Consider the following 20,777-nt stretch of genomic DNA (forward strand, 5'->3'; position numbering starts at 1 on the left):
ACCTACGCGGACACCACCGCGCGGATCAGCTTCTCGGCGGCGCCGAGGAGCCCGGTCTCCCGCTCGGTCATGGTCGGGTTGGCCGCCCGGTCGCGCAGAGCCTGACCGAGGCCGGCCTCGGTGAGGTCCGAGGGGTCGGCCAGCAGGGCGGCCAGGAGCGCGTGGGCGGCCTCGGCGAGGCTTTCGTCACCGACCGCGACCTGCGCGAGGATCACCGCGGAGGAGCCCCAGTCGACGCCGGGGTCGCCGTCGCGGGCGTTGCTCCAGTCGATGACGAACGGTCCGTCGGGGGTGAGGATCACGTTGTCGGGGTGCAGGTCCAGGTGGAGGACACGGGTCCCCGGCCGGCGCCCGGGCAGGCCGTGCAGCCGGCGCAGCAGACGGGCGAGCTCCGCGCCCGCCTCGTCCGGGGTGAGCGTGCCCTCGATGAGCGCGCCCAGCATCGTCGGTCCCGTCAGGCGCTCCATCACCAGCCCGGTCCGCGAGGATCCGTCGAGGCGGACCCGGGGCGCCGGGTAGCCGTGACCGCGGACGTGCGCCATCACCTCGCCCTCGGCGAGCGCGTCGCCGTACCCCTCCCGGTCCCGGCGCAGCACCCAGTGCCGGTCGATCTCGTACACGTCGGCGGTCCGCCCCGAACCGATCAGTCGCCCCACCGTCCTGCCCCCTCGTGTCGGCAGGACGGTACCCGGGGCGAGGTGCCCCGAAGAGCCCGGGTTACGGGCGGGTAGAGTGGCCCGGTCGTCATCACACACCCGTTCGAGGGAAAGCCGGTGCAACTCCGGCGCTGACCCGCAACCGTGAACCGGTCCCGCGTCCCCGCCCCCTGGGGCGGACGGTCCGAGGCCGGTGAGCCGGACCGCCCCGAACGGATCGTGACCGGCTCACGTGCCCCGGCAGCCTGCCGGAGCACGGCACCGTCGAGGTATACGGAGCCGAGCCGCCCGGGGGTCCTCCCGTGCTGTCCGGCTCCCCACAGGGAGAGGGCACCCCCGATCATGAACGTCCGCCGCAGCGCCGCGGCCCTGGCCGCCACTGTCGTGCTCGGCGCGACCGCGCCCGCCATGGCCGCCGACTCACCGTCCCCGTCGCCGTCGGCGGCCCTTCCCAAGGGGCTGTACGGCACCACCGACCCGACGTACGACGGGGTCTGGCGCCAGTCCCTCGCCCTGCTCGCCCAGCACACCGCGAAGGTGCGGCCCGCCGCGTCGGCCGTGGACTGGCTGACCGGGCAGCAGTGCCCGAACGGGGCGTTCGCCGCGTACCGCGCCGACACCGCCAAGGCGTGTGACGCCAAGGTGATGGTCGACAGCAACAGCACCGCCGCCGCCGTGCAGGCCCTGACGGCGCTCGGCGGCCACGACGCCGTCACCGGCAAGGCCGTGACCTGGCTGAAGTCCGTCCAGAACAAGGACGGCGGCTGGGGCTACACCCCGGGCGGGGCCAGCGACACCAACTCGACGTCGGTCGTCGTCGGCGCGCTGGCCGCCGCGGGCGAGAAGCCGGCCGAGGTCACCAAGGACGGCAGGTCGCCCTACGACGCCCTGCTCTCCCTCGCATTGCCGTGCGACGGCGACGACGCGGGCGCCTTCGCCTACCAGCCGGACAAGAAGGGCAAGCTGGCCGCCAACGCCGACGCGACCGCGGCCGGGGTGATCGGCGCGCTCGGCAAGGGCCTGGCCGCGGGACCCGGCGCGAAGGCGGACGCCACCTGCGCGAAGGCCGGCTCCCCGGCGCAGGCCGCCGCCAACGGCGCCGCCTATCTGACGCGGGTGCTCGCCGAGGACGGGCACCTGGTCTCCGCGCTGCCCGGCGCCGACGACCAGCCGGACTACGGCAACACGGCCGACGCGGTCGTCGCGCTCGCCGCGCAGGGCGGGGCCGGCGCGGCCGCGAAGCCCCTGCGCTGGCTGGAGGGCAACGCCGGCCAGTGGGCGGAGCAGAACGGCCCCGCCGCCTACGCCCAGTTGGTCTTCGCCGCGCACGCCACCGGCACCGACCCGCGGGACTTCGGCGGCACCGACCTGGTCGCGAAGCTGAACGCGACGGGCCCGGCGCCGCAGAAGGCGGCCCAGCCGAGCGCGGACGCCCAGGAGGAGAAGGACGACGACAGCCCGTTCGGCGTCTGGTGGTACGTCGGCGTCTTCCTCGTGGTGGGCGTCGGCATCGGCTTCCTGCTGAGCCGGCGCACCAAGGGCGGGCGGGCGTGATCCGGCGCGCCCTCGCGGTCCTGGTGGCCGCGCTGGTCCTGACGGCCGGCGCGGCCCAGGCCGCCCAGGCCGCCGGGTACCGCTACTGGTCGTTCTGGGAGCGCGACGGGGGCTCCTGGTCCTACGCCTCCCTCGGCCCCTCGCTGTCCCGTCCCGACGACGGCGCCGTGCAGGGCTTCCGCTTCGCCGTCAGCGAGGACTCCCAGGACGCCACGCGGCCCCGGGGCGCGGCCGAGTTCTCCGTGATCTGCGCCCGTACGCCCGCGCAGGACGGCAGGAAGCGGGTCGCGCTGGTCCTGGACTTCGGTACGGCCGCCGACGCCCCGTCGGGCGAGACGCCGCCGGTGCGGCGCACGGTCTGCGCGCGCGTGGACCCGGACGCGACGACCGCGGACGCCCTGGCGGCCGTCGCCGGTCCGCTGCGGTACGACTCCAGCGCCCTGCTGTGCGCCATCGACGGCTACCCGCGCAAGGGCTGCGGCGAGCAGGTCGCGCAGGGCGAGAAGCCGGCGGCCACCGGGGATGCCGCCGCCGCGGACGACGCGGAGGGTGGTGCCTCGGTCGGTCTGGTCGCCGGTGTGGCGGCCGTCGTGGTCCTGGCGAGCGCGGCCGTCTGGCAGGCCCGACGGCGGCGCGGCTGATGGCAGGGGGGCGCAGCGGCACGCGGAGCGGGGGCGGCCCGGAGGGGGCGATCGCACCCGGCCCGGCCGGGCCGGGCACGGCGCGGGCCGTTCGCGACCCTCTCCACCCCGGCGCCTGGTGGGTCTGGGCGCTGGCGCTGGGCACCGCGGCGACCCGCACCACCAACCCGCTGCTGCTCGCCCTGCTGACCGCGACGTCCGCCTATGTGGTGGCGACCTGCCGCCCCGACGCCCCCTGGGCCCGCTCCTACGGCGCCTTCGTCAAGCTGGCCCTGGCCGTCCTCGTGATCCGGCTGTTCTTCGCGGTGGCCCTCGGCTCCCCCATCCCCGGCACCCATGTGCTCGTCACCCTGCCCCAGGTGGCCCTGCCCGAGTGGGCGCAGGGCATCCGCCTGGGCGGCCCGGTCACCGCGGAGACCCTCGTCAGGGCCCTGTACGAGGGTCTGAAGCTGGCCACCCTGCTCATCTGCGTGGGCGCGGCGAACTCCCTCGCCAACCCGGCCCGCCTGCTGAAGTCCCTGCCCGGCGCCCTGTACGAGATGGGCGTCGCGGTGGTGGTGGCCCTGACCTACGCCCCCCATCTGATCGCCGACGTGCAGCGTCTGCGGGCCGCCCGCCGGCTGCGCGGACGGCCCGACCGGGGCCTGCGCGGCCTGGTCCAGGTCGGACTGCCCGTACTGGAGGGCGCGCTGGAGCGCTCGGTCGCGCTGGCCGCCGCGATGGACGCGCGCGGCTACGGCCGGACCGCCGACGTCCCGGACCGGGTGCGGCGCACGACCGCCGCGCTCACCCTGGGCGGACTGCTGGGCGTGTGCGCGGGCACGTACGGGCTGCTGACGGCCGCGGGCGGCACCTACGGACTGCCGGTGCTGCTCGCCGGCCTTGTGGCGGCGCTGGCGGGGCTGCGCCTGGGCGGGCGCCGCTCCCCGCGCACCCGGTACCGGCCCGACCACTGGGGTCCGCGCGCCTGGCTGGTCACCGGTTCGGGCGCGGCGGTCGCCGCCCTGCTGACCCTGGCCGCGAGCGTTGAGCCGGCGGCCCTGAACCCGGGTGTGGTGCCGCTGGTCGCGCCCGCCCTTCCGCTGTGGCCGGCGGCCGCCGTCCTGCTCGGGCTGCTCCCGGCCTTCGTCAGTCCCGCACCGAGGAAGCCGGCGCCGCGCGGTGCCGCCCGCAAGGAGCCGTCGTGATCCGCTTCGAGAACGTCTCCGTGACCTACGACGGTGCCGCCGGACCCACCGTGAACGGGGTGGACTTCGAGGTGCCCGAGGGTGAGCTGGTGCTGCTCGTCGGGCCGTCGGGGGTCGGCAAGTCGACCGTGCTGAACGCGGTCAGCGGGCTCGTGCCGCACTTCACCGGCGGCACCCTGCGCGGCCGGGTCACGGTGGCCGGGCGGGACACCCGCACCCACAAGCCGCGTGAACTCGCCGACGTGGTGGGCACGGTGGGCCAGGACCCGCTCTCCCACTTCGTGACCGACACCGTCGAGGAGGAGCTGGCCTACGGCATGGAGTCGCTGGGCCTGGCCCCGGACGTCATGCGCCGCCGGGTCGAGGAGACGCTGGACCTGCTGGGCCTGGCCGATCTGCGCGACCGGTCCATCGCCACCCTGTCCGGCGGGCAGCGGCAGCGCGTCGCGATCGGCTCGGTCCTCACCCCGCACCCGAGGGTGCTGGTGCTGGACGAGCCGACGTCGGCGCTGGACCCGGCCGCCGCCGAGGAGGTCCTGGCCGTCCTGCAGCGTCTGGTCCACGACCTGGGCACGACGGTCCTGATGGCCGAGCACCGGCTGGAACGCGTCGTGCAGTACGCGGACCGTGTCGTCCTGCTCCCCGCGCCGGGCGAACCGCCGGTCCTCGGCGACCCGGCGGAGATCATGGCGACGTCCCCGGTGTACCCGCCGGTGGTGGCCCTGGGCCGGCTGGCGGGCTGGACCCCGCTCCCGCTGACGGTCCGGGACGCCCGGCGCCGGGCGGCGGACCTGCGGCAGCGCCTCGGCGACCACGACGTCCTGCCCGGACCCGCGCGCTCCGGGGTCCAGGCCCCGCCGCCGGCCCGTACCCCGGCCCGGCGCTGGTTCGGCCGCTCCCGCGCCGCGGCGGAGGCGGCCCCCGCCTCCCCGTACGCGGCCGAGGTGAGGGCGCTCGCCGTGACCCGGGACCGGGTCCGGGCGCTGCGGCGGGTGGACCTCACGGTCTCCCCCGGTGAGGCGGTCGCCCTCATGGGCCGCAACGGCGCCGGGAAGTCCACCCTGCTCAACGCCCTCGTGGGCCTGGTGACTCCGTCGTCCGGGACCGTGCTGACCGGCGGGTCCGTGCCGCACCGCACACCGCCGCGCGACCTGGTCCGCCGCGTCGGCCTCGTTCCGCAGGAACCCCGCGACCTGCTGTACGCGGACACGGTCGCCGGCGAGTGCGCGGCCGCCGACGCCGACGCGGGGGCCGAGGCGGGCACCTGCCGGGCGCTGCTGTTCACGCTGCTGCCGGGCGTCCCCGACGACATCCACCCCCGGGACCTCTCCGAGGGCCAGCGGCTGACGCTCGCGCTGGCCGTCGTCCTCACGGCCCGTCCGCCGCTGCTCCTGCTGGACGAGCCGACCCGGGGGCTGGACTACGCGGCGAAGGCGCACCTCGTCGCCCTGCTGCGGGAGCTCGCCGGGCAGGGGCACGCCATCGTGCTGGCCACGCACGACGTGGAGCTGGCGGCGGAGTTGGCCCACCGGGTGGTGCTGCTCGCGGAGGGCGAGGTGATCGCCGACGGTCCCACCGCCGAGGTGGTCGTCTCCTCCCCGTCCTTCGCCCCGCAGGTCACCAAGATCCTCGCCCCGCGGCGGTGGCTGACCGTCACCCAGGTCCGGAAGGCCCTGTCATGAGCGGCACCGGGCGGCGGACCCGCCCCGTCCGGCTGGGACCCCGGTCCGTGGCGGCCCTCGTGCTGGTCGGCGCGGTGGGGGCCGCCGCGCTCGGGTGGCCGTTCCTGGCCGTGCCGGCCTCCCAGGTGAACGCCCACGCGCAGGACGCGCCCTGGCTGTTCACGGGGCTGCTGATGCTTCTGGTCGCGGTCGTGGCGGCGACGATCTCGGAGTCCGGGCTCGGCCCGAAGGCGGTGGCGATGCTCGGCGTGCTCGCGGCGACGGGTGCCGCGCTGCGCCCGATCGGCGCGGGGACGGCCGGGCTGGAGCCGATGTTCTTCCTGATGGTGCTCAGCGGACGGGTGCTGGGACCGGGCTTCGGCTTCGTCCTGGGCGCGGTGACGATGTTCGCGTCCGCCCTGCTCACGGGCGGGGTGGGGCCGTGGCTGCCGTTCCAGATGCTGTCGATGGGCTGGTTCACCATGGGGGCGGGGCTGCTGCCGGGGGCGGAGCGGTTGCGGGGCCGTGCGGAGGTGGCGCTGCTGGCGGGGTACGGCTTCCTCGCCGCCTTCGCCTACGGCACGGTGATGAACATGGCGGGCTGGCCGTATCTGCCGCGGGACACCTCGACGATCTCCCCGGCGCCGGAACTGGGGCCCCTCGCCAATCTGGCCCGGTTCGCCGCCTACTGCGTGGCCACCTCGCTCGGCTGGGACCTCGGGCGGGCGATCGTGACCGTGGTGCTCACGGTCATGCTGGGTCCGGCGGTGCTGAAGGCGCTGCGCCGGGCGACACGGCGGGCGGCCTTCGAGAGCCCGGTCACGTTCGACGCGCCCGGACCGTGAGCGCTTGTGCGCGGGGCGTCAGCGCCACGGTGAACCACCCCACATGACGCCCGTCACCTACGATGCGCCCTAGTGGACCGCAGGACTGTCATGGCTGCACCAAAAGGGCCTCTGACCTGCGCATTGAGATCCCCGTCACAGGGGCACCCCACCCCCGACATACGGCCACAACTAGCAAATGGGCTCATTGCGGACATCCTCCGCGCCTGTTTTCGTGGAGGACGTTGCACGGCGCCGGCGTGCCCTCAGGGCCTCGGCGCCGACGCATGCCGGGCCGGCACCCCGCGTCCGGCACGCCCGCGACCCCCGTCCCCGAACGAAAGGCCCTCTGTGTCCGCCGCCTCCGCCTTCCGCCGCTTCTCCGCCCCGAAGAAGGCCCTCGCCGGTACGGTCCTGGCAGCCGCCGCGGCCGGCACCCTGCTCGCCTCGGCCCCCGCCCAGGCCGCGACGAGCGACGCCTCCTCGGCCCAGCGGGTCGCGAAGAAGATGATCGCGGACTCGGGGCAGTTCCGGTGCTTCTCCAAGATCGTCGACCACGAGAGCGACTGGAACCCGCGCGCCACCAACTCCTCCTCCGGCGCCTACGGCCTGGTCCAGGCACTGCCGGGCAACAAGATGGCCGCGGCGGGCTCGGACTGGAAGACCAACCCGGCCACCCAGATCAAGTGGGGCCTCGACTACATGAAGGACCGCTACGGCAGCCCGTGCGGCGCCTGGGGCTTCTGGCAGTCCAACGGCTGGTACTGATCCGGCCGGCCCATGTACCGAAAGCGGCGACCCCCGATCCCCGGGTCGCCGCTTTCGCCCGTCAGCCGACGCCGACCCGCAGCTCCTTCACCCCGTTGATCCACGCCGAGCGCAGCCGGCGCGGGTCCCCGGCGAGGGCGAGGCCGGGCATCGCGTCGGCCACCGCGTCGAAGATCAGGTCGATCTCCAGGACCGCCAGGGACTTGCCCAGGCAGTAGTGCGGTCCGCCGCCGCCGAAGCCGAGGTGGGGGTTGGGGTCGCGGGTGATGTCGAAGACGTCCGGGTCGTCGAAGACCTCGGGGTCGTGGTTGGCCGAGGAGTAGAAGAGGCCGACCCGCTCCCCCTTGCGCACCCGCTGCCCGCCCAGCTCGGTGTCCTGGGTGGCGGTGCGCTGGAAGGCCACCACCGGGGTCGCCCAGCGGACGATCTCCTCGGCGGCCGTGGGCGGGCGCTCCCGTTTGAACAGCTCCCACTGCGCGGGGTGGGTGAGGAAGGCGTGCATGCCGTGGGTGATGGCGTTGCGGGTGGTCTCGTTGCCCGCCACGGCGAGCATCAGCACGAAGAAGCCGAACTCGTCGGGGCGCAGGCTGCCCTCGTCCTCGGCCGCCACCAGCGTGGTGACGAGGTCCTTCGCCGGGCACCGCTTGCGGTCGGCGGCCATGTTCATCGCGTAGGCGATGATCTCGGTGGCCGACTCCTGCCCGACCTCCTCGGTGATGGCGTACTCGGGGTCGTCGTAGGCGATCATCTTGTTGGACCAGTCGAAGATCTTCGTCCGGTCCTCCTGCGGGACGCCGATGAGCTCGGCGATGGCCTGCAGGGGCAGTTCGCAGGCGACCTCGGTGACGAAGTCGAAGGTGCCGGTGTGCCCGCGGGCGCCGGCGGCGATGGCCCGGGCCCGGGCGCGCAGGCGGTCCTCCAGGGCGCGGATGGCGCGCGGGGTGAACATCCGCTGCACGATCTGGCGAACCCGGGTGTGCTCGGGCGGGTCCATGTTGAGGAGGATCAGCCGCTGGGCGTCGATGGCGTCGCGCTCGATGTGCTCGTTGAAGCGGATGATCGCGGTGTTGACGGACGAGGAGAACAGCTCGGGGTGCGTCGACACGTACTTGACGTCGGCGTGCCGGGTCACGGCCCAGTAGCCGCCGTCCTGGAACCCGGCGGCGTTCCCCCGCTGCGCGATCCAGCGGACCGGTTCGGCCCGGCGCAGCGCGGCGAACTCGGGGAGGGGCACGCGGTGGTGCAGCACATCGGGATCGGTGAAGTCGAACCCGTCGGGAAGCGCTGGGCAGGGCATCGGCGGCTCCAGCCGTCTGACGGTCCATCAGAACATGGTCGCGGCGAAGGTAGTAACGGGTTCTACAAGTGGCAAGGGGCACGACAGACCAAATCAGGGCCGGAATTCGCGCGGATCGCGACTTCGGGGGCTGCAAGACCCTTGCGGTGACGGACCGCACGTCAGCAGACTGCGGGGAGAACTAGAACACGTACTAGTTCCGGAGGAGAGCCGAGAGGACCCGCACCCATGGCTGCCGAACCCGTCATCGTCGAAGCAGTGCGCACCCCCATCGGCAAGCGCGGCGGCGCGCTCGCCAACCTCCACCCCGCCTATCTGCTGGGCGAGACCTACCGCGAACTCCTGGGCCGTACCCGGATCCCCGCCGACTGCGTCGAGCAGATCGTCGGCGGCACCGTGACCCACGCCGGCGAGCAGTCCATGAACCCCGCGCGGACGGCCTGGCTGACCATGGGCCTGCCGTACGAGACGGCGGCGACGACCGTCGACTGCCAGTGCGGTTCCTCGCAGCAGGCGGCCCACCTGACGGCGAACATGATCGCCGCCGGGGTCATCGACGTCGGGATCAGCTGCGGCGTGGAGGCGATGTCGCGGGTGCCGCTGGGGTCGGGCTCCAAGAACGGGCCGGGCAAGCCGTTCCCCGACGAGTGGAACGTCGACCTGCCCAACCAGTTCGAGGCGGCGGAGCGCATCGCCCGGCACCGCGGACTGACCCGGCGGGACGTCGACGCGCTCGGCCTGCTGTCGCAGCAACGGGCCGCCACGGCCTGGGCGGAGGAGCGCTTCAAGCGGGAGACGTTCGCGGTGCAGGTCCCGACGACCGAGGAGGAGCAGCACGCCGGCCAGGGCATGTGGCGGCTCGTCGACCGGGACGAGGGGCTGCGCGACACGTCCCCGGAGGCGCTGTCCCGGCTCAAGCCGGTCATGCCGCGGGCGGTCCACACCGCGGGCAACTCCTCGCAGATCAGCGACGGCGCGGCGGCGCTGCTGTGGGCGTCCAGGCGGATGGCCCGCGCCCTGAAGCTGCGGCCGCGGGCCCGGATCGTGGCGCAGGCGCTGGTGGGCTCCGACCCGCACTTCCACCTCGACGGGCCGATCGACGCCACCCGGGCCGTGCTGGGCAAGGCCGGGATGACGCTGAGGGACATCGACCTCGTCGAGATCAACGAGGCGTTCGCGTCGGTGGTGCTGAGCTGGACGCGGGTCTTCGAGCAGGACCTGGAGAAGGTCAACGTCAACGGCGGCGGGATCGCGCTCGGCCACCCCGTGGGCGCCACCGGGGCCCGCCTGATCACCACCGCCCTGCACGAACTGGAGCGCGCGGACCAGGAGTTCGCCCTGATCACGATGTGCGCGGGCGGCGGCCTGGCCACCGGCACCATCATCCAGCGCCTGTAGGCACCCCGTCCCGGCGGCTCACGCCGGGACGCCGGTGAACGTTCCCACCCGGTCCGGCGTCTACGAACACGTGCCTGAGACCGAACTCGTCAGCAGCCGCACGCGTCCCGCCGGCCCCGCGCCCGCGCCGCCCGCGCTCCCGCCGTGGCTGCTCCGGTTCCGGGACCGTCACCGCGTCCCGCTGACCGCGACCCTGCCCGTCCTCCCGCTCTACGCGCTGTGGTGGGGCTTCCTCGCCACCGGCGGCGGGGACCTGGCCGCCCAGTACGCCTGGGCCGGGTTCACGGCCCGGCACGCCGGGTCGGCCTACAACCTGTTCTGGTACGGCGGCACCCACACCGCCAACTACAGCCTCATCTCCCCGTACCTGATGTCCGCGGTCGGCGTCCGGGCCGTCACGGTCGTCTCCGGGGTCGTGGCGACCTGGCTGGCCGCGGTGCTGCTCACCCGGGTCGAGGGCCTGCGCCGCACCGAGGGCCCGGCTCTCCTCGCCGCGTTCGCCCTGTGGTGCAACGTGGCCTCGGGCCGCACCACGTTCGCGCTGGGCGTGGCCTTCGGGCTCGGCGCCTGTCTGCTGCTGACCCGGCGCCGGCGGGTCGTCCTCGCCGCCGTCCTCGCCGCCCTCGCGACGACGGCGAGCCCCGTGGCCGGGCTCTTCCTGGCCGTCGTCGGCGCCGGCTTCCTGCTCGCCCGGGACCGCCCGCGCGCCCTCGCCCTGCTGCTCCCGCCCGCCGTCACCGTGGGGGCGACGACCCTGCTGTTCCCCTTCCAGGGCGAGCAGCTGATGTTCGCCGACCGGATATGGCCGCCGTTCGTGCTGGGCCTGGCCGTCACCGCGTTCGCGCCGCGCGACTGGCGGGTCGCCCGCTGGAGCGGTGCCGTGTACGCCGCCGGGACCGTCGTGACGTATCTCGTCCCGTCGCCGGTCGGCACGAACGTCGAGCGGTTCGCCGAGCTGTTCGCGCCCGCCGCGCTGCTCGCCGTGCTGCTGGCCCGCCCCGAACTCGCCGGATGGCGCCGCAGGACCCTGGTCGGCCTGCTGGTGCTGTCCGTCGGCTGGGTCGGCAAGAAGACCGGCGACGACCTGTACGTGTCGACGAGGGTGCCCGCCTGGGCCGCCGAGACGCACGGGGTGGTGCGGGCGCTGGAGGACCTGGGCGCCGGCCGCACCCGCGTCGAGGTCGTGCCGGCCCGCAACCACCGCGAGGCCAGCGGACTCGCCCCGTACGTCAACATGGCCCGCGGCTGGAACCGGCAGCTCGACGTGGAGCGGGCCCGGCTGTTCTACGACGGCTCCTTCTCGGCCGGCACCTACCGGGCCTGGCTTGACCGCTGGGCCGTCGGCTTCGTGGTGCTGCCGCTGGGCAAGCCGGACGGCTACGCCGAGGAGGAGGCCCGCCTGATACGCGAGGACCGGCCCGACTGGCTGGAGCCGGTGTGGCGGGACGCGCACTGGCGGGTGTTCCGGGTGCGGGACGCCGTGCCGCTGGTCTCCGCGCCCGGACGGGTCGTCTCCACGTCCGGCGCCGACCTCGTCGTACGGATGCCGCGGGCGGGCAGCGCCACCGTGCGCGTCGCCCACTCGCCGTGGCTGCGGGTCGACGGCGCCGGATGCCTGGCGCCGAGCGGCGAGTTCACCCGGCTGACGGTCTTTGCTCCCGGCGAGTACCGGATCAGCTCGGAGTACGGTCCCTCACCCCGGCCCGCGGATCGCTGCGGGGCCGCCTCTCCCCCGAGGTGACGCTCCGGGCGCGCGGGCCCTGGAACACGTACGTCACCCCGAAGCCCGCCGCCACGACCAGCGCGCCGCCCACCGCGTCCAGCACCCAGTGGTTGCCGGTGACGACGATCGCGGTCGCCGTGAGCAGTGGGTGCAGCAGCCCGAGCGCCTTCGTCCACCGTCCCGGGGCGAGCACGGCGACGACCGCACCGCACCACAGCGACCAGCCGAAGTGCAGGGACGGCATCGCCGCGTACTGGTTGGTGAGCTCGGTGAGCGTGCCGTAGTCGGGCTGCGTGAAGTCCTGCGGTCCGTTGACCGTGTCGACGACGCCGAGGCCCGGCATCAGCCGGGGCGGCGCGAGCGGGTAGAGCCAGAAGCCGACCAGGGCGAAGAGCGTCGCGAAGCCGATCGCGGTGCGGGCCCAGCGGTAGTCGACGGGCCGCCGCCAGTACAGCAGGCCCAGGATCACCAGCGGCACACCGAAGTGGAACGACTCGTAGTAGAAGTCGAAGAAGTCCCGCAGGCCGCCGGCCGCGACGACGGCGTGGTTGGCCCGGCGCTCGATGTCGATGCCCAGCGCGCGTTCCACGGACAGGATCTGCGCCCCGTGCTCCTCGGCGGTGGCCCGGCCCGACGCGGAGGAGGGGCCTGCCATGGCGAGGCGGATCTGCGCGTAGGCGGAGTAGGTGACCCGGATCAGCACGAGCTCGAAGAGGAGGTTGGGCCGGCTGACCACCCGGCGCAGGAAGGACACCACCGGAATGCGCCGGAACCGGGACGGGACCGGGTCGGCGTACCGCGTCGGCACCGGCGTCCGCCAGTACGGCGAGGTGCGCGGCAGGAACGGCACGACGACGGCCGTGGCGAGCGCGGCGCACAGCACGAGGTCGGCGCGCAGCGGCTGGAGGACCACCTTGTCCGGCACCAGAGTGGCCGCCGGCAGCGTCATGACCAGCACGATCGCGACCGGCCACGCGTACCGGTCGCCGGCCCGCCGGCCGACGCGGCCGACGACCGTGAGCAGCACCCACAGCAGCTGGTGCTGCCAGGCGGTGGGCGACACGGCGATCACCGCGCAGCCGGTGACGGCGACGGCGAGCAGGAGCTGGCCGTCGCGGGCGTAGCGCACGGCGCGGCGCAGCGCGAGCACGGCGACGGCGGCGCAGAGGACCAGCAGGAGGGCGATCTCCAGGGGCCCGGTCAGGCCGAACCGGAGCAGGGCGCCGTGCAGGGACTGGTTGGCGAGGCCGTCGGCGGGCCCGCCCAGGCCGAGGCCGGCGGCATGGCGGACCCAGTAGGTGGCCGAGTCACGGGGCATCGCCGCCCAGGCCAGCAGTGTGCACCCGGTGAACACGGCCCCCGTGGACAGGGCGGCCCGCCGCCGGCCGGTGCACCACAGCAGGGGCGTGAACAGCAGCAGGGTCGGCTGGAGGGCGGCCGCGAGGCCGATGAGGACCCCGCTGAACCGCTCCCCGCGCACGGCGAAGCACCCGAGGAGGACGAGCAGGACCGGGATGATGCTGGTCTGGCCCAGGTGGAGGGCGTTGCGCACCGGCAGCGACACCGTCAGCAGGCTGATCGCGACGGGCGCGGCCAGCACCGAGGTGCGCCGGCCGACCGGCGGTGGCAGGGCGCGGGCGGCCACCAGCCCGAGGGCGACGACGAGCAGGAGGGTGCCGAAGGTCCAGCCCCAGCCGAGCGCCTCCTCGGCGGCACGGGTCAGCGGCTTGAGGACGAGTCCGCCGAACGGGGTGCCGGTGAACCGCTCGGAGTCGTACAGCGAGCCCTTGAGGTGCAGGACGCCGGCCGGGCCGACCCAGATCTCCAGGTCGGTCAGCCGCTCGCCGCGCGGGGTGGCGAGGACGGCGGCCACCTGGCGGACGCCGAGGAACGCGGCGATGAGCCACAGGCCGAGCCGGACGGCCCGCACGCGTGCCTGGACGGTTCCGGCCGCCGTGGCGCCGGCTGCCTCGGCCGGTCGCCCTCGGTGCTCCGCCTTCGCCACGCCTCGTCGGCCTCCCGCCCCGATGCGCCCCGCCTGTTCGACGGGGAATCTTCGAAACGCAGGACGGCTCGTACCGTCCTCCGGGGAGACGCAGGCACAGCCTGTTTCGCCTGACATCTTCGCCTTTTTCCGTGACCATAGTCGGCGGTCCGCCCGTTCGCCTCCGGTGACGCGGCGGGCGGGTGGGCCCCGGCCGCCGGGTCACCGGGGGATCCTGGAACGTCAGCCGCGATCCGGCCGGAACACCCGGCCGGCCGTCCGAAAGGCAATGCGATGAGCGAGTCTCAGGTCTGGGGCGATGTCGACGCGTACTTCACCGAGCAGCTCGCCCGGGAGGACGACGCCCTGGAGGCGGCCCGGCGCGAGAGCGACGCGGCGGGTCTGCCGAGCATCAATGTCACCGCGCCCCAGGGGAAGCTGCTGCGGCTCCTCGCCGAGATCCAGGGCGCCCGCAACATCCTGGAGATCGGCACGCTCGGCGGGTACTCCACGATCTGGCTGGCCCGCGCGCTGCCCGCCGACGGCCGGCTGGTCACGCTGGAGTACGACGCCCGGCACGCCGAGGTCGCCACCCGCAACCTGGCGCGGGCGGGCCTGGACCGGATCGTGCAGGTGCGGGTCGGCCCGGCCCTGGAGTCGCTGCCCAAACTGGCCGACGAGAACCCCGCGCCGTTCGACCTGGTGTTCATCGACGCCGACAAGGCCAACAACGCGCACTACGTGGAGTGGGCGCTGCGGCTCACCAGCACGGGCAGCCTGATCGTCGTGGACAACGTGGTGCGGGGCGGCGCCGTCCTGGACGCGGACAGCGACGCGCCGGACGTACGGGGCACCCGGGCAGCGGTGGAACTGATCGGCCGGCACCCCCGGTTGAGCGGCACGGCGGTGCAGACGGTGGGCGCCAAGGGCTACGACGGGTTCGTGCTGGCCCGGGTGCGGGCCTGACCGGGCCGGGCCGGTTCAGCCCTCGTGGTAGAAGCCGACGTTGACGCTGCGCGGGGCGGTGCGGTCGTGGACGACGATCTCACCGCTGCCGCCCCTGGGCAGCGACACCGTCTGGCCGTACCCGATGGGATGGACCTGGCCGGCGACGGTCAGCCGCACCTCGGAGGACGGGTCGGCCTGCGAGCCGCGCAGCCAGGTCACGTGCCAGCTGCCGTCGGCGGCGCACTGGAACTCCAGGTGGACACGCGAGACGAACAGCCAGTCGTCGGGGGTCGCCAGCCGGCACACGGACCGGTCCCGGCCGACCCGGAGCACGGCGCCCGGCTCGCTGGGCGCGTCGGCCATGAGCATGCCGGCCGTGGCGCCCTCGTCCGCCGCGGACACGGCGGCCATGGTGAGTTCGAGCACGTGCGCTCCTTCTGAAACGTCCTTGCCCGACGGCCGGTTCGACCATCGACGCCGCATGATAAATCGCCCGGCGCGGTCGTGTCCGGCACAATGAACTCATGACCGAGCGAAAGCCTCCCGGGGTGCCGTTCGAGTCCTGGGTCGACCACCAGATCAGCGAGGCTCAGGGGCGCGGCGACTTCGACCGTCTGCCCGGTGCCGGCCGGCCGCTGCCGCGCGAACTGGAAGCGCCGTACGACGAACTGTGGTGGGTCAAGCGGAAGATGGCCCGCGAGGGCCTGTCGGTGCTGCCCCCGGCGCTGGCGCTGCGCAAGGAGGCCGAGGACGCTCTGGCAGCGGCGTACGCGGCGCCCACGGAGCGCGCCGCCCGGAAGATCATCACGGACGTGAACGTCAAGATCCGCGACATGCTGCTGAAGCCGCCGCCCGGCCCTCCCCTGGGCCGCCGGCCGTACGACGTCGACGAGGTCGTACGGGAGTGGCGGCTGCGCCGGGAGGGACGCCGGGCGGCGGACGGGACGGGTGCGTCAGACGTGTAGGAGCCGTTCGGCCAGCTCGCGGTAGTCGCGCAGCGCCAGACGGAGCTGCTCGGTGTCGGCGGCCCCGTCGGAGTCCTGCCAGGACCTGCGCAGGGTGCGGCGCCGCTCGGTCAGGGCCTCGGTGAGCCGGCCGAGCAGGTCCTCGACGGCGCCGTCGGCCTCCTCGACGGCGGCCTGCGGCCGGTCGACGAAGTGAGTCACGGCGTCCCGCACGCGCAGCTCCAGCCGGTCGCGCTCGTCGTGCGGCAGGAGGGCGGTGTGCGGGGTGGCCGCGCCACTGGTGCCGTGGCCGGTGGTGTCGTGGCCGGTGGTGTCGTAGCCCCTGGTGCCGTGGTCACTGATGCCGTGGCCGGTGGTGTCGTGGCCGCTGGTGCCGTGGCCGGTGGTGTCGTGGCCGTCGTGAGTCCCGTGGACGCCGTGCGTCTCGTGGGTGCCGTGCGTCTCGTGCGTGTCACGGCTTTCGTGCGTGCCGTCGGTCCCGCGTGCCGTCCCGTCGGGGGAACCGGTGCCCGGGGTGCCGGCCTCGCGGGTGTCGCGCAGGCCGGCGGCCTCGGCCGCGGTGCCGTCGTGCGGGCCGCTCCGTTTGTCCTCAGGCGTGGTGGGCCACCGGTCCGTGCCGGTCCCGGTCCGGGCGTCCTCGCGTGCGTCGGTGTCGGTGACGTCCTTCATCTGCCTCAGCTCCTCCCCGCGTGCGTGCGCTCGGAGGTCCGGCGGGACCCTCCGACGAGTTCCTCGAACAGGCTGCGTCCCTCCAGCAGGGCCGCGCGCATCTCCTCCGTGTCGGACCCGTTGCGGGCGACGTGGTGCAGATGCCGGTAGCCCTGCACATGGGGAGCGTGGTGCACGGCGAGCGCCTCCAGCTGCTCCTCGTACCGGTCGCCGGCCGGGAAGCCGCGGGCCGCCGCCGCCTCGGCGAGCAGCCGCTCGGCCTCCGCGACCGCCTCGCGGGGCGCGTCGACGAAGTGCTCCTGGGCCGCCGCCCAGCGCGTCTCGAAGCGCTCGGCGTCGGCCGGGTCCAGGGCGCGCTTCTTCAGCCCGCCGTGCCGCTCGACGAGTTGGGCGAGCTCGTGCTCGGCCGCCTTGGTGTCCCCGTCGTGGCGGGCCACGGCCCGTTCGTATTCGGGCCCGAAGCGCCGCTTCAGGCCCCGGCTGCCCTGGGCACCACGGGTGCGCAGGGCCAGGGCGGCCACGCCGAGGACGACGACGACCGCGATCACGATCAGAATCATCACGCCAGTTGACATGGACGTCGTGTTGCCGGTAAAAGGCGTCTCAAACGGCTACGGCGCATACGGCGCACGGAAGTTCACGGTGGGCGGCTTTCATCCGCCCGCTCCGGGGAGCCGTCGGCTCCGCACAAACCAGGTGCCACCGTCCGGTCCCCGGTGTCACGATGGCGGCCATGTCCTGGACCGTCGCCCCCGAACCCCCCTGCTCCCCCGCCGCCATGGCGCTCTGGCGGGCGTACTACACGGAGGTCAGCGACCGCTGGTACCTGCTGCACGAGGGGCGGCGTACCGACCCGGCGGAGCTGGAGCGGGAGATCGCCGCACCCACCTGGGACGAACTGCGGCCCCCGCGCGGCACGTTGCTGGTGGCCCGGTGGGCGGGTGAGCCGTCCGGCACGGCGGGTGTGCGGCTGCTGGACGCCGGGACGGCCGAGCTGACGCGGGTGTTCGTCCGCGACGCGCTGCGCGGCCGGGGCGGCGGACCGGTGCTGGTGCGGGCCGCCGAGGACGCGGCGCGGACCCTGGGGGCCGCCCGCGTGGTCCTCGACACCCGGCACGACCTGGTGGAGGCCCGTGCCCTGTACGCCCGGCTCGGCTACGCGGAGACCGCCCCGCACAACGACGACGAGTACGCCGAGCACTGGTTCGCCAAGGCGCTGGCCTGACGTCCGCCGCGCCTCACGCCTCGGCGGGCCGCGCCCCGTCGTGCGGCTGCTCCCGGTCGCAGCCGCACAGCTCGGAGTTGAGCTCCTTCACCAGCTGCACGAGGTCGGTGGGCCGGTCGGGGCCCCACCAGTCCCCCAGCAGTACGGCCAGCGACTCCTCGCGGACGCGGGCCAGGTGCTCGGCGACCTCGCGGCCCCGGTCGGTGAGCACGAGGTCCACCCCTTCGCGGACGGCCAGCCCGCGTTCCTCCACCTGCCGGGCGGCGTCCAGGACGACCCGCAGCGGCACGGAGGCGCGATCGGTGAGGACGGCCGGCTCGACCCAGCCGTACCGCTTGATCCGCAGCAGCAGCCAGCTCGCCGCGGGCAGCAGGTCGTACCCGGCCCGCTCGGTGATGGTCGCGTAGATCTGCCGGCGGCCCTCACGGGTGCCGAGCACCGACAGCGCCCGGCACACCTCGTCGTACGAGGAGCGCTCGACCGGGTTGCTGGCCAGTGTCTCGGTGACGTCGGGGGCGGTCACCGATCCGCGCAGCTTGTCCTCGCGCAGGAACCAGGCCAGCAGGAAGCCCAGCAGGGCCACCGGGACGGCGTACAGGAACACGTCGGTGATGGCCGTCGCGTACGCGTCGAGCGCCGCCGGGCGCAGGGCGGCGGGCAGTTCGGCGATGCCGCGCGGGTCGGACTCCAGAGCTTCGGGGGAGGCGCCGGGCGGCAGTTCCACCCCGCGGAAGGCGTCCGCGAGGAGGTCGTCGAGCCGGTTCGCGAAGACGGTGCCGAAGATGGCCACGCCGAACGAGGCGCCGATGGAGCGGAAGAACGTGGCGCCCGAGGTGGCGACGCCGAGGTCCTCGTAGGGGACGGCGTTCTGCACGATCAGCACGAGGACCTGCATCACCAGGCCGAGGCCGAGCCCGAAGACGAAGAAGTACACGCTCATCACGGCGGTGGAGGTGCCGGTGTCGAGCTGGTGCAGGAGCAGCAGCCCGAGGGCGGTGACCCCGGTGCCGGCGATCGGGAAGACCTTCCAGCGGCCGGTGCGGCTGACGATCTGCCCGGACCCGGTGGACGACAGCAGCATGCCGGCGACCATCGGGAGCATGTGCACCCCGGACAGGGTGGGGCTGATGCCCTGGACGACCTGGAGGAACGTCGGCAGGTAGGTCATCGCGCCGAACATGGCGAAGCCGACGATGAAGCTGATGACGGCGGACAGCGTGAACGTGCGCACCCGGAACAGCTTGAGCGGCAGCACGGGTTCGGCGGCCGCCCGCTCCACGGCGACGAAGACGAGCCCGAGCACGACGGAGGCCACCGCGAGCCCCACGATCTGCGCCGAGCCCCACGCCCAGGTCGTCCCGCCGAGGGACGCCACCAGCACCAGGCCGGTGGCGACGGCGGCGATCAGGAGGGTGCCGAGGTAGTCGATGACGTGCTTGGTCCTCCGGCGCGGGATGTGCAGCACGAGGGCGATGACGGCGAGCGCGACGACGCCGACGGGGAGGTTGACGTAGAACACCCACCGCCAGCTCAGATGCTCGGTGAACACGCCGCCGAGCAGCGGCCCGAGGACGCTGGTGGCGCCGAAGACCGCCCCGAACCACCCCTGGTAGCGGCCGCGTTCCCGGGGCGGGACGACGTCCCCGACGATCGCCATGGACAGCACGATCAGGCCGCCGCCGCCCAGGCCCTGCAGGGCGCGGAAGGCGATGAGCTGGGTCATGTCCTGCGCCATGCCGCACAGAGCGGAGCCGACGAGGAAGATGACGATCGCGATCTGGTACAGCCGTTTGCGTCCGTACTGGTCGCCGAGCTTTCCCCACAGCGGGGTGGCGGCCGTGGACGCCAGCAGATAGGCCGTCACGACCCAGGACAGGTGCTCCAGACCGCCGAGGTCGCTGACGATGGTCGGCAGGGCGGTCGACACGATGGTCTGGTCGAGCGCGGCGAGCAGCATGCCGAGGAGCAGCGCGCCGATGGAGACGAGGACGTTGCCCGACACGTTCTCGTGCGGCTCGGCCCGCCTCGTCGGGGCCTGCGTGTCACGCACATCCCCCGCTCCGCCGTGCGCATCCCCGGCCATGAAGACCTCCCGACCGTCTCGTTTCCCCTCCATCGTGATCGCTGTATCCCGTTATGGCCTGTTGAGCCCTCCGGGGAACGGGTCTTCCGGGGGTATGCGAAGAAGCCGTGGAGAGCGTCTGCATAATCTGGGGAGTTCGCGAGGGGAGGGACCGACACGTGACGGAGCCGAGGGGAACCGAGGGGACCGGGAGCACACAGCGCCCGGACGGCCGGGCGTGCCCGCGGTGCGGGACGGCGAGGGCGGCCGACCGCACCCCGGCGTGCGGCTGCGCCCAGGATGTGTCGGACGCGCTGCGTGAGGCGCGTACGGCCGAGGCGGCAGCGGCGGAGGACTTCGATCCGCTGCGCATACGCCCATACGTGGAGTTGGAGGGCGCGGGCCCGCCGGACGACGGGGAGACGATGGCGCTGCGCGCTGTGTCGGCGCCTGCCGCGCCGGCGTCCGCGCTGCCCACACCGCTGGCGCCCGGGGCGAGCGCGCCGAGCGCCCAGGACCTGAGCCTGTTCGACCCGGCCACCGCCACCCTCCGGGTGGTGGACGGCGGCACCCCGGGGACGGCGGCGGGCGGGCGGCGCCGGCGTACCGTCCTGCTCGGCGCGGGCGGCGCGGTCGTCGCCGTGGTCGCGGCGGCGGGCCTGGCGAGCGGGCTGTTCGCGTACGACGCCCCGTCCCGGGACGAGGCGCAGCCGAAGGACGTCCGAGCGGGCGTACCGGCCCCGTCGGCCGGCACCCCGGAGACGACGCGGGCGCCGGGCGCGAGCACCACCGCTCCGCCGGCGTCGGCGTCGGTGTCCGCGTCCCCGTCCGGCAGCCCGACTAAGTCGCCGTCGCCCTCCGCGTCGGGTGCCTCCCCGACGCCGTCGCCCTCGGCGGAGCCGTCGCGGAGCCCCAGCCCGGCCGCGAGCAGCGCGCCCGCGGACGGGAACCTCGCCGCCGACCCGGAGCCGCCCGTGCTCAGCCGGGGCTCGCAGGGCCCGGAGGTGGTCGAGCTGGAACTGCGCCTGACCCAGCTGCGCCTGTACACGCGGCCCGCCCGGGGCACCTACGACCAGCATCTGCAGGACGCGGTCTCCCGGTACCAGTGGGCGCGGGGCATCTCGCCGGAGGAGTGGGGCGTGTACGACCTGAAGACGCGGCAGCGGCTGGAGTCGGAGACCAGCGAGCCGTGACACCGCGCGGCTGACCGCGCGC

The 20,777-nt window shown here is 74.3% G+C and carries 19 protein-coding genes and 1 riboswitch; of the genes, 12 read left to right on the plus strand and 7 right to left on the minus strand.

What is annotated here, in order from left to right; translation table 11 throughout:
• Positions 1 to 2: 2 nt before the first annotated feature.
• On the minus strand, positions 3 to 656 hold the full coding sequence (locus ABZ899_RS10950) for a phosphotransferase (protein ID WP_361343917.1): 654 nt from the start codon (positions 654 to 656) through the stop codon (positions 3 to 5).
• A gap of 107 nt (positions 657 to 763) precedes the next feature.
• Positions 764 to 861: riboswitch (cobalamin riboswitch) on the plus strand.
• A 137-nt stretch (positions 862 to 998) separates the two neighbouring features.
• Between ABZ899_RS10950 and ABZ899_RS10955 the strand changes: the two genes are divergently transcribed.
• The 6 genes from ABZ899_RS10955 (at position 999) to ABZ899_RS10980 (ending at position 7,291) form a co-directional block, all read left to right on the plus strand.
• Complete coding sequence (locus tag ABZ899_RS10955) at positions 999 to 2,210, plus strand: prenyltransferase/squalene oxidase repeat-containing protein (protein ID WP_361343920.1); 1,212 nt, start codon at positions 999 to 1,001, stop codon at positions 2,208 to 2,210.
• Positions 2,207 to 2,851, plus strand: coding sequence for an SCO2322 family protein (locus ABZ899_RS10960; RefSeq protein ID WP_361343922.1), 645 nt, complete (start codon positions 2,207 to 2,209; stop codon positions 2,849 to 2,851). Before ABZ899_RS10955 ends, ABZ899_RS10960 begins: the two co-directional genes overlap by 4 nt.
• Positions 2,851 to 4,038: an energy-coupling factor transporter transmembrane component T gene (locus ABZ899_RS10965; RefSeq protein WP_361343924.1), complete on the plus strand. Its 1,188-nt coding sequence runs from the start codon at positions 2,851 to 2,853 to the stop codon at positions 4,036 to 4,038. Before ABZ899_RS10960 ends, ABZ899_RS10965 begins: the two co-directional genes overlap by 1 nt.
• Positions 4,035 to 5,720: an ATP-binding cassette domain-containing protein gene (locus tag ABZ899_RS10970; RefSeq protein ID WP_361343926.1), complete on the plus strand. Its 1,686-nt coding sequence runs from the start codon at positions 4,035 to 4,037 to the stop codon at positions 5,718 to 5,720. The genes ABZ899_RS10965 and ABZ899_RS10970 overlap by 4 nt, the downstream gene beginning before the upstream one ends.
• A complete protein-coding gene (locus ABZ899_RS10975) occupies positions 5,717 to 6,544 on the plus strand; it encodes an ECF transporter S component (protein ID WP_361343929.1) in 828 nt (275 codons plus the stop codon). The genes ABZ899_RS10970 and ABZ899_RS10975 overlap by 4 nt, the downstream gene beginning before the upstream one ends.
• 330 nt (positions 6,545 to 6,874) lie before the next feature.
• Positions 6,875 to 7,291 carry a transglycosylase SLT domain-containing protein gene (locus tag ABZ899_RS10980; protein ID WP_361343932.1) on the plus strand — a complete coding sequence of 139 codons (417 nt, stop codon included), beginning with the start codon at positions 6,875 to 6,877 and terminating at the stop codon, positions 7,289 to 7,291.
• 61 nt (positions 7,292 to 7,352) lie between these two features.
• On the opposite strand, the gene ABZ899_RS10985 is transcribed toward ABZ899_RS10980, so the two are convergent.
• The gene (locus ABZ899_RS10985) at positions 7,353 to 8,588 is read right to left on the minus strand and encodes a cytochrome P450 (protein WP_361343935.1); all 1,236 of its coding nucleotides are present in this window, start codon (positions 8,586 to 8,588) and stop codon (positions 7,353 to 7,355) included.
• Positions 8,589 to 8,816: 228 nt separating this feature from the next.
• On the opposite strand from ABZ899_RS10985, the gene ABZ899_RS10990 reads away from it, so the two are divergent.
• Positions 8,817 to 9,986: a steroid 3-ketoacyl-CoA thiolase gene (locus ABZ899_RS10990; protein ID WP_361343938.1), complete on the plus strand. Its 1,170-nt coding sequence runs from the start codon at positions 8,817 to 8,819 to the stop codon at positions 9,984 to 9,986.
• A 148-nt stretch (positions 9,987 to 10,134) separates the two neighbouring features.
• Positions 10,135 to 11,727: a hypothetical protein gene (locus tag ABZ899_RS10995; protein WP_361344625.1), complete on the plus strand. Its 1,593-nt coding sequence runs from the start codon at positions 10,135 to 10,137 to the stop codon at positions 11,725 to 11,727.
• Here ABZ899_RS10995 and ABZ899_RS11000 read toward each other — a convergent pair.
• Positions 11,660 to 13,714, minus strand: a complete 2,055-nt coding sequence (locus ABZ899_RS11000) for a phosphatase PAP2 family protein (RefSeq protein ID WP_361343941.1) — start codon at positions 13,712 to 13,714, stop codon at positions 11,660 to 11,662. The two genes, ABZ899_RS10995 and ABZ899_RS11000, sit on opposite strands and share 68 nt — an antisense overlap.
• Before the next feature lie 273 nt (positions 13,715 to 13,987).
• Between ABZ899_RS11000 and ABZ899_RS11005 the strand changes: the two genes are divergently transcribed.
• Positions 13,988 to 14,659 carry an O-methyltransferase gene (locus ABZ899_RS11005; protein WP_361343944.1) on the plus strand — a complete coding sequence of 224 codons (672 nt, stop codon included), beginning with the start codon at positions 13,988 to 13,990 and terminating at the stop codon, positions 14,657 to 14,659.
• A gap of 15 nt (positions 14,660 to 14,674) precedes the next feature.
• Here ABZ899_RS11005 and ABZ899_RS11010 read toward each other — a convergent pair whose 3' ends face one another.
• Positions 14,675 to 15,067: a hypothetical protein gene (locus tag ABZ899_RS11010; RefSeq protein WP_361343947.1), complete on the minus strand. Its 393-nt coding sequence runs from the start codon at positions 15,065 to 15,067 to the stop codon at positions 14,675 to 14,677.
• Positions 15,068 to 15,165: 98 nt separating this feature from the next.
• On the opposite strand from ABZ899_RS11010, the gene ABZ899_RS11015 reads away from it, so the two are divergent.
• Positions 15,166 to 15,606, plus strand: coding sequence for a DUF1992 domain-containing protein (locus ABZ899_RS11015; protein WP_361343950.1), 441 nt, complete (start codon positions 15,166 to 15,168; stop codon positions 15,604 to 15,606).
• On the opposite strand, the gene ABZ899_RS11020 is transcribed toward ABZ899_RS11015, so the two are convergent.
• Positions 15,595 to 16,275, minus strand: coding sequence for a hypothetical protein (locus ABZ899_RS11020; protein WP_361343953.1), 681 nt, complete (start codon positions 16,273 to 16,275; stop codon positions 15,595 to 15,597). The genes ABZ899_RS11015 and ABZ899_RS11020 overlap by 12 nt on opposite strands.
• A 5-nt stretch (positions 16,276 to 16,280) precedes the next feature.
• Positions 16,281 to 16,850 (minus strand): hypothetical protein, encoded by a 570-nt coding sequence (locus ABZ899_RS11025; protein ID WP_361343956.1) that lies wholly within the window; start codon positions 16,848 to 16,850, stop codon positions 16,281 to 16,283.
• A gap of 158 nt (positions 16,851 to 17,008) precedes the next feature.
• Here ABZ899_RS11025 and ABZ899_RS11030 point away from each other — a divergent pair, with 158 nt between their 5' ends.
• Positions 17,009 to 17,500 (plus strand): GNAT family N-acetyltransferase, encoded by a 492-nt coding sequence (locus ABZ899_RS11030; protein WP_361343959.1) that lies wholly within the window; start codon positions 17,009 to 17,011, stop codon positions 17,498 to 17,500.
• A 13-nt stretch (positions 17,501 to 17,513) separates the two neighbouring features.
• Here ABZ899_RS11030 and ABZ899_RS11035 read toward each other — a convergent pair whose 3' ends face one another.
• The gene (locus tag ABZ899_RS11035) at positions 17,514 to 19,583 is read right to left on the minus strand and encodes an MDR family MFS transporter (protein ID WP_361343962.1); all 2,070 of its coding nucleotides are present in this window, start codon (positions 19,581 to 19,583) and stop codon (positions 17,514 to 17,516) included.
• A gap of 158 nt (positions 19,584 to 19,741) precedes the next feature.
• On the opposite strand from ABZ899_RS11035, the gene ABZ899_RS11040 reads away from it, so the two are divergent.
• Positions 19,742 to 20,755 carry a peptidoglycan-binding domain-containing protein gene (locus tag ABZ899_RS11040; RefSeq protein ID WP_361343964.1) on the plus strand — a complete coding sequence of 338 codons (1,014 nt, stop codon included), beginning with the start codon at positions 19,742 to 19,744 and terminating at the stop codon, positions 20,753 to 20,755.
• Positions 20,756 to 20,777 lie beyond the last annotated feature (22 nt).

This window comes from Streptomyces sp. NPDC046859, assembly GCF_040645135.1.
In the GTDB taxonomy this organism is placed as follows: domain Bacteria; phylum Actinomycetota; class Actinomycetes; order Streptomycetales; family Streptomycetaceae; genus Streptomyces.

What these genes read in the sequence shown, in the direction of transcription:
- ABZ899_RS10955 (WP_361343920.1), top strand. Translation starts at nt 999, where the DNA reads ATGAACGTCCGCCGCAGCGCCGCGGCCCTGGCCGCCACTGTCGTGCTC.
- ABZ899_RS10965 (WP_361343924.1), top strand. Translation starts at nt 2,851, where the DNA reads ATGGCAGGGGGGCGCAGCGGCACGCGGAGCGGGGGCGGCCCGGAGGGG.
- ABZ899_RS10975 (WP_361343929.1), top strand. Translation starts at nt 5,717, where the DNA reads ATGAGCGGCACCGGGCGGCGGACCCGCCCCGTCCGGCTGGGACCCCGG.
- ABZ899_RS10985 (WP_361343935.1), bottom strand. Translation starts at nt 8,588, where the DNA reads ATGCCCTGCCCAGCGCTTCCCGACGGGTTCGACTTCACCGATCCCGAT.
- ABZ899_RS10990 (WP_361343938.1), top strand. Translation starts at nt 8,817, where the DNA reads ATGGCTGCCGAACCCGTCATCGTCGAAGCAGTGCGCACCCCCATCGGC.
- ABZ899_RS11005 (WP_361343944.1), top strand. Translation starts at nt 13,988, where the DNA reads ATGAGCGAGTCTCAGGTCTGGGGCGATGTCGACGCGTACTTCACCGAG.
- ABZ899_RS11015 (WP_361343950.1), top strand. Translation starts at nt 15,166, where the DNA reads ATGACCGAGCGAAAGCCTCCCGGGGTGCCGTTCGAGTCCTGGGTCGAC.
- ABZ899_RS11020 (WP_361343953.1), bottom strand. Translation starts at nt 16,275, where the DNA reads ATGAAGGACGTCACCGACACCGACGCACGCGAGGACGCCCGGACCGGG.
- ABZ899_RS11025 (WP_361343956.1), bottom strand. Translation starts at nt 16,850, where the DNA reads ATGTCAACTGGCGTGATGATTCTGATCGTGATCGCGGTCGTCGTCGTC.
- ABZ899_RS11030 (WP_361343959.1), top strand. Translation starts at nt 17,009, where the DNA reads ATGTCCTGGACCGTCGCCCCCGAACCCCCCTGCTCCCCCGCCGCCATG.
- ABZ899_RS11035 (WP_361343962.1), bottom strand. Translation starts at nt 19,583, where the DNA reads ATGGCCGGGGATGCGCACGGCGGAGCGGGGGATGTGCGTGACACGCAG.